Source organism: Acinetobacter sp. CIP 102129, assembly GCF_000368305.1.
Lineage (GTDB): Bacteria > Pseudomonadota > Gammaproteobacteria > Pseudomonadales > Moraxellaceae > Acinetobacter > Acinetobacter parvus.
This window is the reverse complement of the sequence record NZ_KB849339.1, coordinates 1-14,429: the sequence shown is the minus strand read 5'-3', so window position 1 is coordinate 14,429 and position 14,429 is coordinate 1. Positions and strand designations below refer to the sequence as shown.

General features: G+C 44.1%; 3 protein-coding genes. All 3 read right to left on the bottom strand.

What is annotated here, in order from left to right; genetic code table 11:
* Window positions 1–165 precede the first annotated feature (165 nt).
* The 3 genes from F973_RS01545 to F973_RS01535 all read right to left on the bottom strand — a co-directional run bounded on the left by F973_RS01545 (window position 166) and on the right by F973_RS01535 (window position 14,319).
* Window positions 166–1,926, bottom strand: a complete 1,761-nt coding sequence (locus tag F973_RS01545; protein WP_004759562.1) for an ABC transporter transmembrane domain-containing protein — start codon at window positions 1,924–1,926, stop codon at window positions 166–168.
* A gap of 166 nt (window positions 1,927–2,092) precedes the next feature.
* Window positions 2,093–3,478 (bottom strand): TolC family outer membrane protein, encoded by a 1,386-nt coding sequence (locus F973_RS01540; protein ID WP_004759559.1) that lies wholly within the window; start codon window positions 3,476–3,478, stop codon window positions 2,093–2,095.
* A gap of 107 nt (window positions 3,479–3,585) precedes the next feature.
* The gene (locus tag F973_RS01535) at window positions 3,586–14,319 is read right to left on the bottom strand and encodes a DUF5801 repeats-in-toxin domain-containing protein (RefSeq protein ID WP_212749538.1); all 10,734 of its coding nucleotides are present in this window, start codon (window positions 14,317–14,319) and stop codon (window positions 3,586–3,588) included.
* Between the last annotated feature and the right edge of the window lie 110 nt (window positions 14,320–14,429).

Below are 14,429 nucleotides of genomic sequence, written 5' to 3'. Positions count from 1 at the left end.
GTTCAGCGAGTGTGTGGTCGCCTTTAATTGCTGCGAGAGCAACTTTAACTTTAAACTCTGCTGAATGATTACGACGTTTTCTTCGTGTCATGGTTGACTCCTAAAACAAGCATTTCCCATGCTTATTGGGGAGTAGATTATCACTTATAGACGTGGTCTAAAATCCTAGACCCACATCAGACTTTGTTCCAAAGCAACACGGCTAACATGTGGATTACCCAAGACAATATTTGATAATACTGTACCGTTCAGCAATTGTATGTCCTGGGGAATATAACCAATCTGGCTACGTAATTCTGCTGGATCAATCTGACTAATATTGGTTTGATCAATAAATACTGACCCTTCAGTCGGCTTATAGAGCGACAATAGTATCTTTTCAATTGAGCTTTTGCCTGAGCCTACTTTTCCTAGAATCGCCACTTTTTCTCCTGCTCGAATAGAGAAAGAGATATTATTTAAAGCAGAATGTGATTCATTTGGATAACATAAACTGACATTTTTAAATTCGATATGTCCTATAAGATGTGGATGACTCACCCAACCTTTTAGATTCTCTCGTTCCTGTTCAGCGTCAACAGTTTGATTCAGCATATTTAAGGCACTGGATGCCTGATAATATTGGGTTAATAAACCTGCAATTTGTGCAATTGGAGCCAAGGCACGGGTTGATAATAAATAACAGGCAATCAGTGCACCTTGGGTCAACTTTCCATCTACAATAAGATAAACTCCAACCAGGATAATCACAACGCCTGCTGTTTGTTGTACCCATGCAGCAAAATTACCAACAGTGCCACCAATAAAACGTAATTTAGAAGAATACTGTACGGTAAAACGAGTGGCTTTTTCCCATAAAGTTTGCATTCGTCCAGCAGCATTAAAACTTTTAATCGTTTCCTGATTATTTAAGGTTTCTATCAATAATCCCTGACGCTGTTGAGAAGCTTCTGACATCGCATCAGATAATTTTTTTAAACTAATATGAACTGATAATGCATAGAGTAAAATAATGATTGCAGCGATGACTAAAGGAATAACGAAAACCCATGAAATAATACAGATAACAGCTAAGAACAGAACAAAAAATGGCAAGTCAATCAGTGATACCACAGTCATAGAACTGGTAAAAGAACGAATTGCCTCATAGGACTGAATATTGGAGGCCATCATACCAACAGACATATTATTCTGTTCCATACGCCGACCTAATACTTTTTCCATAATATAGGCAGATAGCTTGTTATCAGCACGGGTTGCAGCCAAATCAACAAAATAACTACGGACCAGTTTTAAAATAAAGTCAGCCGTAATAATAATCATGATTCCAAAGGCTAGTACCCATAGGGTATCTGTAGCATGGTTGGGAACAACACGGTCATAAACATTCATTACGAAAAAAGGTGCACACAAAGCAAAGATATTGACGAACAGGGCTGCTAATAAAATATCTTTGTACATGGAACGGTGCTGTCGAATTACGCTCCAGAACCAATGCTGATTTGTCTTTTCCAGCTTAACCTTGTTATCCGCCACAAATTGACGTTGTTGCAAATAAATCACTGAACCCAGATATTTTTCTTGTAACTGTGCAATTGGAACTTCTGTCACGGTATCCGACATTTCAGGAAAATATACTGTTGCAGTCTGTCTTTCTGTATCAAAACGATATAAAACACAAGCTGTATTATTATTCAATATTAAAATGGCAGGAAAAACAAAATGGTTCAGTTGATCCAGATTCTGCTGTACCATATTACTTGTCAAACTTACCCGATCAGCTGCACGTGAAAAAAACTGAGGTATTAGCTTTCCATTAGGTAAAGGCAAACCTGATAATAAACCTTCTTGTGTAATACTAATTTCATAATCTTTAGCCACCCGAATCAGGCATAAAGCTAAAGGATCAAATATTTGTGTTGTCACTTATTCACCATGAATCAAACAAGCATAAAAGGTTCATTATTCCCAAACTCAGAGTTATATCATTGAGTTAATGGAATAATTGTAAATTTACCTTACCCAAAAGAGTTGGAGCATCTATAAAAACAGGGTGCAACAGCACCCTATTTTATTTTAACTGATTAAAAAATTATTCAGCTTGTGCATTTGCCGCTGTACATACATTTGCTGCATTCAGTTCACGTTTACTTACTTCTGATACTTCTGGTAAATTATCACGTTTAATACCTAATGCAGGCAATAATTGACCCATGCTATACAGTGTTTGGAATTGTGCAATTTTCAAATCATATTGCGCACTGACATAAGCACGATTGGCCTGAAAGGCTTCATTTTCTGAATCAAGTACATCAAGCAAAGTACGACGACCAATATCAAACTGATCATTATAAGCTTTTACAACGGATGCAGATTCATCGCGATGGCGCTGTAGCCATTGCATCTGATTGCTATAATTATTCACATTGTTATACGCAATTGTTGTGGTTTGACGAATATCAACACAGGCTTTGTTTTTCAAGTCCTGAGCAGTATAAATTCTAGCATTTGCCGCATTGACTGCTGAACGGTCAGCAAAACCATTAAACAGGTTGTAATTCAATCTAAGTTCTACTGCACTATCCTGACCATACTTGTCATTGCCAGGATTGGTACGCTCATCAAAACTGTTACGGTTTTGATATAGTCCTGTACGCGCTACCAATGAGAGTTTAGGGTACATGTTTGACTTAAACTCTTCTGCATTGGTACGCGCATATTCCATTTCACTTAATGCTGCTTTCAAACTATTATTGTTCTGATATGCAGTCATTACAGCATCTTGTGAGCTATTAGGCAAAGAAGTATTTAAATTAACAGGTTCAAGATTTGCACTTGGTTCGACCCCAACAATACGGGCAAAACGTGCTGATACATCATTTAAATTCGCTTGTTCCGTCATTAAATTGGTTTGTGCCAAAGATAAACGGCCTGATATTTGTGCTAAATCCGCACCATTGCCCACACCCTGCTTGGTCTTTTGCTGAATTTGGTTATAAACACGTTGATGGTTATTAAAGTTGGTTTCTGCCAATTTAACCAGATCACGGTAACGTTGAACATCCAAATAAGCTTGAGCTGCTTCAAAAGCTTTTTGTTCCACACCAGCATTTAACTCATAATAGCGCTTTAATGCAGCATAATCGCCTTGTTCAACTTTATTTTTAATCCGAAAACCATCAAATAATACCTGGGTCAATGCAATTTCCGCTTGTCCCTGATTAAACCAGCCACGACCATCAAAGTCACGATCGCCTTTACCATAAGCTGCATTTAAATCAATTGATGGTAAATAACCTGCTCGCGCTTGTTTTTGATTCGCAGTGGCTTCAAGAAAGTTTGACCATTGCACCTGAACCTCTGGATTATTTTCAATCGCAGTTTTAGTCACAGATGTTAAGTCTGCTGCTGATACAGTCATTGCCACACTTGCCCCAGCAACCATGCTTGCGATTTTTGTTAATGCTAATACTTTCACAGGTTTCCCCTTGTTTTAAGGTTTCTTAAATGTTTAACGATGTTGCCATCATATTAATAAATAAATTTGGGATAGAGGGCGAAGTGACTACGCCCTCTACGCTAGGTTTAAGTCTGGAAGTTGGTTTTGTTGATCATATCAGTAACGTCGCTAAAGGTATGATTCTCTACCACAATGGTCACACTATGGGCACTGCCTACATCATGGATGTTAATGCTATTACCGCTTACACTCACATAATTACTCAATGTTGCCATGTTGCCATTCCAGCCAAGTGCATCAAGCAAAGCTTTAGCGTCAACTTTGTCACCTTCAGCAAGGTTAAAGTCTTTGATAATGTCTGTAGAGCCATCAGCATCATTGGTACTGTTGGTTACGAGATTACCTGTCGTCGTATTTAGCGATTTACCCCAAACAAAGGTATCTGCGCCTGTACCACCAAACAGAATATCGTTTCCTGCACCGCCAATCAGGGTGTCATTGTCCACACCACCATAGAGATAGTCCGTGCCATCACCACCATTTAGGATGTCATTCCCTGTTTCGCCAAGCAGTGCATCATTGCCGGAACCACCACTAATCGTGTCATCGCCTCCGTGACCGTTAATGTAATCATTATCTGCTGTACCACTCATGATGTCACCAGCTGGCGTACCATCAACACGATTACCACCTGTTACATTGATCTCAAAGCTTTTCGTAACCCATGCACTAGGAGGGCTAACCACTGCACCCGTTGCGGTTTTCACCTCATAGGTTTGTGCATCAACTTCAATGAGTACACGACCTGCTGTGCCCTCATGCAGTATTTGGAAGTTATCCAACTGCGCCTGTGTGAGACCTGTAATGGTATGTTCACCCGTACCCGCATCATACGTAATCAGGCTTGGGTTAATCAGTGCATTATTTGCCAAGAATACAGTCGCTGCACCATCAGGAATGTTACGGAATTTCAGAGTAGTCAACTCGTGATATTCATCAGGTGCTGCAGCAGAGTTGGTCACCGACACGGGGTCTTGCATCCCCATGTTGAGGTTCAAGACCAACGGCTCACCCACATTCGCAAAGCTATAGGTCGGTGCAAGCGCGAAGATCCCATCCGCAACTGGTGTCACGATAAGGTTAAATGGGAAATCTGTGACATTGGCTGGTAAACTCGCTTCACCACTCACAAGCGAGAACACGGCACTACTCAATGTTCCACTCCAGTACGCAGGTGGCTTAATGCTGATGTACGGCGGTAAATCATTGCCAGAAACAGGAATTAACCACGTACCATCACCTGCATTAGTTGCCAAGGTTGCCGAATTCTGATCTGTCCCGTAGTACACCAAGAAACCATTTGGCAAATTCTGAATCAATGCAGAATATAGATTTTCATTCACTTCTGGATCCGCAGGCATCAAATGTTTCGTAATGTTGAGCGGAATCGAGAACGCAGCAGGCACACCAGGTACAAAGAATTTACCTTGCTCAAAACCGCTCGCCTCGATGTCAATGACTGGTGGGGTATTGACTGGATTGACCGTTAATGGTGTAGAACCCATAGATACCAGTGTAGTACTACCAAATTCTTGGTTAATGGCAAAGGCATTGAGTGTAAATGTTCCATGCTCATATTTTGCATCATTCGTCACCACATATCGCAGTTGCTGCAAGGTATTTGGCAATACATTTGGCACTATATAGTAATTCTGACCATCTAAAGTTGTACCTGTACCTGTGACCAATGTTGGTGTTACAGTAATCCACGATGCACCGTTCCAATACTGCAAATCACCTTGAACCACTGTATCTGGACCATCCACCACTTGTAAATATAAATTATCTCCTGCGATGATCCAGTCACCTGTTTCATCTTTGTCATTTGTTACAATAACATTCACTGGGATAGTACCACCTTCATTAACAGCAGTAGATGTTGTGGTCAATGTCGCGTTATCCGTCACTGGAGTCAAATTAACATTCGATACGACTTGATCACTATCCGTTGCACCACCCGCTTGTATGCTTGCAGTAATATCAAATGGCAATGGTCCATTGAGGTTGTTGGTGTTTCGGTTGGCATCAGATGCTGGAATGACCGTAACACTGGCAATGGCAGCCGCCAAATCAGCGTCCGCATTGGCCGCATCAGTCGTGAAAGTTTTGGTCCATATCGCAACAGGATTACCACCCTCTATAACCACAATACGCGACCCCATCCCTGTGAAGGTTGTGGTATCGGCTGGATCCATACGAATGGTCAAAGTGACCTGATATGGACTGGTTATGGTTGCCATAGACGAATCTATATCACCACTCACCACATCAGATAAAGCAAACGGAGTGTCTTCAATTTTTGTAGGATTCAGCGGTATTAGATCAATCTCTGGTCGAACAAAAATCCCACCTGGTCCTGCCACGGTAGTCAGTGTCCATGTTTCTGTGTCGGTTTTCTCTGGTGCTGTGCCATCCTGAGTGACGGCAGTAATCGTAATTGGCCAATCTGTAATATTGCCTACAGCAGCGTAGACAGCAGCGTAGTTAACATCGAATTGAACACTATCAGCTAATGCACCCGTAAAACTCGTGGTGTCGATGATTAACCATTGACCACCACCCGTATTAACTGCACCAATAACCGTAACACCATCGGGAACATTTTGAATCAAGAAATAATTCATATGTTCAGTACCATCATAATCTATGGTACTACTTGCCGTGGCATCTGGCACTTTCGCGGTGTTTAGGTTTACTGTAACACGACCATCACCTACTAAAGTTGCGTGCGTTCCAGTAATCGTCGCTGTTGGCGAAGTCAGGCTAGGAATCGTCAAATCCACATCATCGGTCAATGGTCTAAAGTGTAAAACATGGTTAATGGTTTCGAACGATGTCCACGTCGGTGCATTTCCTCCACCCGTGTAGATGGTTTGATTTGGAGCAGGCGTACCATCACTAGACGTATCACGTACGATATAATCCACCGTAAGTGCTACATCACCGCTAAAGTTCTCATCGCTACGCACATAGACATTTTGTACATTGGCCACACCAGTCACATAGTAGTAACCACCTGTTGCGACTAATGGCGTTGTCCCTGCTGCATCACTATACAAGATCATCCCTGCAGCCAAAACTTCAGCCTCGCTAAAGCGTACCGCATAGATTTCTTCATTGGTACTATCACCATTTTGTGGCAATGCACTCAAACTAATCTGACCAATCTGATTGGCATGACCGTACGTACCGTCATCCACATCTTCCCAAACATTAGAAGATAAATTCAACGTAGCTTCTGGTGATGGGGTGATCTTGAACTCTACTGTTTGCAAGGCAAACTTGGTTGCCCGACCATCATTTTCAGTCACCACAGGTTGTACGGTAAAGTTTTCCGTACCACTAAAGTTCACAGGTGTTTTGATTTGTGTGGTCGCAATCTGTGCTGGAGTCAGCACCCAAACACGCGCATCGCCTGAACCACCCAAGGTGGTGATTGGATTGCCTGTTGCTGCATCTACTAAACTAAAGCCTTCAGGTAAATTGGTAATACGCAGCGTCAATGTTTCTGAATAGACTGACGGATTCAATGGGTTTGTTTCGCCGACCTTCGCATCTGTAATAAAGTTGCTCAGATCAATCACATTTGGATCACCATTGGCAGCAGCACTATTAATGCCCCCATTATGCTTATCCAAATTATTTTCCACCCACGTTTGACCACCCACAATGCTTACCAACGGTGCATCAGGCACACCAATAACGGAGATTGCGATGGTTTGTGTCGATGTCACTGGATTGGTCTGGGTATATGTTCCCGCATTCGGCCCACCTGAAATCGTGATCGTATCTACGGATACGGCTTCAACGGTTAAATTGATATTCGAACCATTGGTATTACTGTCTTTCGGTGGGGTGAAGATCGGGTTAATGGTGCCTTGTGGCAAGCCTTGCAATTGTAAGGTGTATAGACCACCACCTTGATCAACCAATTCATTGCCACCATTGATCCAAGTGCTATTATTTAATGTATTATAGACATGACCATTAAATTCGATTTTACTGCCTTCTGGAATGCCTTGAATTCGGATATTAAAGGTTTCGCTACCATCGAGATCAGTGGTTTGTGTACGAATGGTCAATGCTCTTGAGGTATCTTCGTCCATCACCTCACGAATTCTGACCCGCAAGGTCACAGCATCTGCAACAGGCTCAAGCAATATATGTTTCAGCCAAGCTACGCCAGAGTCTTTTATCACTTCCGCATTGGTATCATCTTCATCGTAGTCTTTGGTACGTGCTTGTACTTTGATAAACACTTCACCTGAAAAACCCTCTGGCCCTTTGAATTCAACTGAATCTAAGAACTGTATGGCAACTTCACTAGCAAATGCTGTGCTGCCGCTATGTTTAAACTCTCCAGCAATTGGATTAAGTCCTGTAATGATCCCACCTGCACCAAGCACCACTTCATAGGCAGTGAGCACTGCAAAAGTATTTTCTCTATTGCCATTTGTACCGCCTGAACCCACACCATCTTCATTATGCCAAGGTGTTTTAAAGTCGAAACCATCGGTATTTAGTGCAAACCATGTATCTTCAAAACCATTTGTTCCATAGCTAAAGTTGCCATTCATGCTTAAGTCAGGTGTAAGACCACCATTGGCAGCATTGATATCGGTATTCATCGCAGTCCAATTGGCTGGGTTGTCTGCTGCTGTGGCATAGTAATCAGTCGTTAAACCTGTAATCGTGGCATTGCCTGTCAGCGCTAAAGCTTCAGCGGTTGGGGTCACTGTGATCTTGATTGGGAGGTTGACCGTTGCGGTATCGCTACCTGTTGTATTGGTATCCATCGATGTCAGGGCAACATTGATCGTCACATCTTTGCTGCTATGTGCTGGCGGTTGAATCATGAACTGATCTAAGATTGTTTCACGTTGTGCTTCTGTCAATACACCATCCGCAAAGGTGATGGTATAAGTACCTGTAATGCCGTCACCAGCTGTGCTCCAGCCCACACTTGCTGTTGGTGGAATGACCTTCCAGTCTGTAGGTACGGTAAATGACACGCTTTTGATACGTTCATCACCTGTGCCTGTATCGGTCACTCTTACATTTTGTAAGAAAGCGACTGCGGTATCTTCTGCTGTTGATACATCACCTGCGGCAACGTCACCTGCAACTGGAGTAACACGCAGATTTAGCACCACCGTGTTGTTATCCGTTGGAGGAGCATCATGCGTATCTGCTTCAGGTACACCATCTCGCGTTGGGCTTCCTGCTGCAAATGCCAGTGGAATTGTTGAGTTATCCACATGATTATGCGTGTGATAATAACCATCGGCATCATAATCTTGAGCATTGATGGTAAGAATAATATTATTCAAATCACCACTAAAGTCGCCTGCCGCACCAATGGTGATATTTGGGAAGTTACTGATGTTGCTGACTTGTCCAGTGGCATTGACCGTGACGCTAGCACCATTTGCCAATGTTGAACCATTGACAACAATATCTTGTCCAGTGGTATTGGTGATGGTGATCGAGCGGACTTCTGTACCATCCAAATCGGCATATTGCGCGATAAGAATATCTTTTACATTAAAGTTTGTTTCTTCTTTAATGGTCACAGTCGCTGTAGTATTACCAACATAAGTCACGGCATCCACGTTGGTAGGTAGAGCTGCAGTCGTATTAAATATCAACTGCGCATCGTCTGTTACTGCTTCCACAGAAACAAAGATATTTTGGGTAGCTGTATTACCATTTGTGCCGTTATCTGGTGTAGACACAATCGTACCGCTGTCATTCACTTCGTACTCGGTCACACTCACCGCAACGTTAAAGTTTTCATGACGATGCAATGCTGGGCTCGCCTGAATGGCTTCATACTGAGCAACCGTCAGGTAATTCACGTTTGGATTACCCAAGGCGATTCCTGAATGATGATAAGCAGTGTTGACCGCCAAACCATCAGCCGTCAGCAATACGACGGTAAAGATACCACTACCAGATGAAGTCGGAGTCAGCGGCGTTCCGCCATTCAACAGTTCAGTTCCTGCGACTGCACCAGCACCTGACAGAGTCAGCGTGATGACACCCAAACGCTCTGGATGATCGCCTGTTGTAGCACCATTTTGATCGGTTGGATCGGTAATCACAGGGGCTTTCAAGCCCAACAGCACATCGGTATCTTCGAGCGTATACACAAAGTGCGGATGCGTGGCGTTTGTTTCACCGTCATGTGGGATTTGCGGCACATCATTGGTAATTGGGCGTACTGTGACATTAACCGTATAGGTCTTAGTCCCTTGATCGGTCGTGGTGGTATAGGTAAACGTATCTTGACCACTATAATGCGTATTAGGCGTATAGGTAATCGTACCGTTGGCATTGACCACTGCTACACCATGTTGCGGTGCATTTGCGCCGCCATCGATGGCTGTATTGACACCTGTTGCATCGGCATTGGTATTAAAGGTATTGCTATTAGGCGCACCATGTAAAAAACCACTATGGTTTGTTAAGTCTTCATTAACAATTAATAGTTTAGGCGTTAATGCAGGTTCATCGTCCACTACTGTGACACTAAAGTTACCCAGTGTGGTATCACCATCACCGTCTGTAATGAGCAGGTTTTTAAATGGAATATGCAATTCAGGCAAATTATTGTGTGCCAATGCCCTACTTAATACAAATTGATAAGACGTTGCCCCAGTAGCTTTATCTACAGTTAAAGTCACTGTAAATGCAATTGGATCACCAGCACCAGCACCATCTCTTGCGGTAATGGTATGCCCTGCATTGGAAATTACAAACGTCAGATTTTCATTGTTGGCTTCACCACCTGTTGCGGTATTATCCCAGTTTTCTAAAGCAGTCAGGGTTGCTGCAGTAAACTGTACATCAACCTGCGACGCTGTACCTTTATCCGCACCAAAGTTGATCGTTAATGTGCCAGATTGGGTCAATGCGGATGGTGTAGGAGAACTACCCAGTGGTAAATCCGCTTCATCTACTGTTGCAGTTGTTGAGCTAGTAAATACTGGACCATCGTCCAAGAAGCTAAACTTATTGCCAATATCCACGTTCTGTATTGCTGTATCACCATCGCCGTCCATCGCAACAGCTCGAACAAAGACAGAACTATTGGTGATTGTAAGGGCATCATTATGATCTGTTGCTGTTGAGCCATCTGTCAAATGACTTAATGAACGGCTTTGCGTTAATTTTGTAGACCCTGACGTTGCATTCATCTGAATACGGAAGGCTTCTGCACCCGTGTTACTGCCCACACGCCCAACAATGTCAGTGCCTACTTTGTATAGAAAAATCGCTTGACCTGTTGCAGTATCCACCAAACCACTGTTTACACCTGGGTTAGCGACCTGCAAGCTGTACACCAGAGGATTCCCTGCATGTTGACCATCTGTACCGTAAGTTGGTGTAAATACACCATTCAAGAAGGTTGAATTAGTCATCGTGGCAAGAATGGTTGGATCTGGATTACCGACACCACCAATCAAGGCACTTTCATCAACAGTGATACTGCCTAAGTTTGCCGCATTAGCAACCAGACTCAAGCCATCATCCAAGAATCTAAACTTATTACCAACATCCGTGCCTTGAGTGACCACATCACCATCTTTATCCGTCGCTGTTGCATTCAAACGAATAAGATTTGCAGTCATATTCAAGGCATCATTATGATTTGACGGTGTTGGACCATCAACCAAATGATTTAATGGGCGATTTTGCGTTAATGTGGTTGAACCAGTACTCGCATCCACATGAATACGGAAGGCTTCTGCACCTAATGGCGCAGGATTACCACCCGAACCAACACGACCAATCACATCACCAGTGCCACTCTCTATATAGAGATAAACCAGTTGTCCTGTTGCTGTATCCACCAAAGCACTGGATACACCACCTACGCTAGACACACTCAAACTATAAACCAATGGCATAGTGCTTGCTGCACCATCTGCGCCATATTTAACAGTGAATGCACTTGTACCAAAGGCATTATTCGTGACTGATGTACCCAATGTGGTTTCATCAACAATCAAAATCGGTGCTGCATTGGTCGGTGTAATGGTTGGAGCATCATCCTTAAAGCTAACAGTACCGCCTATATCCAGCGTTTTACTAATCTCATCACCGTCACGGTCTGTCACAAGTGCAGTCAACTTTATTGAAGCTGGAGTAAGAGGTGCTGAAGCCTCATCTGGATTAGCGGTATTGGTATGGCGAATAGCCCTTAACTGATTTAAGGTCACAATGCCATTGACATCTACACTCACATCGAATGCAGCCGTAGAGAGATCAGATGTCAAATAGCCAACAACCTTACCACCATCATTGAATAGGGCAATACGAGAACCAGTTGCCGTATCATATAAATTAGTCAGCGTAAAATTAGTAGTGCTTAGACTATAAGCCGTACTACCGCCATCTGCACCATAGTTGATGTTAAAGGCACTGACAAAACTTGCTGTGGCAGGATTTGGTGCTGTCGGGGCTTGCGCACCACCAGTCAAATTACTTTCATCCACAATCAATGATGGTAGTGTGCCTGCTGTACCAAAAGTTGGCGCATCATCACGGAAGGCAACTTTAACACCAAGGTCAATACTGGCTGCTGAATTGACATCACCATCTTTGTCAGTGACGTTGGCGATTAATTTCACCGTGTTAGCATCAATACGGACGAACTCATTGGTGTTTGCAGTGTCTAAATGGCGTAAAGCGCGAATTTGATCGAGTTCAACCTGACCTGCGGCTGCATCAATCACACTGATACGGAACGCTGCTGTACCACCGATACCACCTACTCGCCCCTCAACAACGCCAGCACTGACTTGATAGAGAAGAATTGCTGAACCTGAAGCAACATCAACCAAGCCACTATTTGTACCATCGGTCACGCCTAGGCTATAAACAGTACTGCCTGCACCATCTGCACCATAGTTGACCGTAAAGGCACTGGCGAAGTTTTCGCTGTCATTGCTATTCAATACCGTTTCATCAACCTCAAGGACTGTACTCACAGTATTAGTGCTGACGCTTGGCGCATCATCACGGAAGCTAAACTTGTCGCCAATAGCAATCGCAGTATTGGCACTGTCACCATCTCTATCTGTAATGAAGGCTGTCAGGGTAATGGCATTCGCGGCAATCGCGGCAGATACGTCATCTGGGTTTGCACCATTGGCATGAATAATTGACCTGAATTGATTTAAGGTCACGTTACCATTTGCATCAACACTCACTTGGAATACGTCATTGCCAGCGGCACGTCCAACGATATTATTACCCACTTGGACAAGTGAAATCGCCTGATTGGTTAGACTATCCAGCAACCCTGTGGCTGCTCCATTGGTGGTTAAGCTATAGAGCAGTGTTCCTGCTCCATCTGCTCCATAGGCATGAGCAAAGACACTACTAAAATCTGCTGTAGCGATGCTGCTATAAGGGGCGGTTGGTATTTGTGCACCACTCGCCAATGCCGATTCATCCACTTGCAAGGTCGGTGCTGCCGCTACTACAGTAATCGTTGGTGCATCATCCAAGAATCTGAGTGTACCGCCAATATTCAGCGTTTCACTGTCGGTATCATCATCACGGTCTGTCACGGTGGCAGTCAACTTTATTGAAGCTGGAGTAAGAGGTGCTGAAGCCTCATCTGTGCTACCTGTATTGGTATGGCGAATTGCCCTTAACTGATTTAAGGTCACATTGCCATTTGTGTCTACGCTCACTTTGAAGGCAACAAGAGCAGTAGTTCCAACAAAGCCCCAAACCTCATTCCCTTGGGTGTATAGGAATATTCTGTCACCTGTTTCAGCATCAAATAAATCGACTGGTTTATGATCATTACCATCAACAGTACTTAGGCTATATACCGTGCTACCAGCACCATCTGCACCGTACTTGATACCAAAGGCTGAAACAAAGCTTGCTGTCGCTGTGCTGGTATACGGACTTGTTGGGGTTTGTGCGCCAGTAAGCAAGGCACTATCATCGACTGTCAGGGTTGGTAGTGGTCCTGTTGGGGTGATGCTTGGTGCATCGTCTTCAACAATGACTTTCAAGGTCGAAGTGTCGCTTACATTATGGTTGCCGGTAACCTTAGTCGGAATGGTGAAGTCAAGGATGTCTTCTACGCTGTTATCCGCATGATCGACGGCTTTGTCTAAGGTGACGGTGTAGTCGCCTGTTGCGCTGTCTAAGATCACACTGACCACTGGAATACCGTTGGCTGTTCCCACAACTTCGGTCGCGCTGACCAATGTCCACACCACGGCCACGCCATTGGAGGTCAACGCTTCGCTTGGAACACCTGTAAACGCATAGGTTAGGCCGACGGTGGTCTCAACATTCGCAACCACTAGACTGCCATTAAAGGTTCGACTGTTGGTGAGGTCATCATCACCATTGCTATCGGCAAGTCCGCCAACTAAGCCTTCTTCCGAGACCCGCGCAATACCCGCCAATAAAGTTGGGGCATCGTCATTGGTGATCGTACCTACACCAGTCGCACTTGTATTCGCAGTCGTGCCACTGGTCACGGTCGCAGTCAGGTTGAAGGTTTCGTTCGCTTCATAGATGTTGTCATCGGTCACTGCTACGCGGACTTGAACTGAGGTTTGTCCTGGTGCGAAAGTGATTCCGCCAGCTGGAACTGCCACCCAGCTCGTGCCGTTGTAGTATTCCAATGCCGTGCCGGTATCTGTGCCCACGATCGCTGTGCCATTGCTCAGCGTTGGGTTAAATACGATCGGTTCTGAACTTGGATTGCTTAAGCTGACCGTGAATGTTGCATAAGGGTCGCTGCCTTCGGTCACCGTCACGTTGTTGACTGAAATCGTCGGACGGTCATCGTTTAGCGTGTTGCCATTCGGTGCTGTCGGTGGCGTGGTTGGCGGTGTGACAACTGGCGTGACTGGTGTTGGTGGCGTAA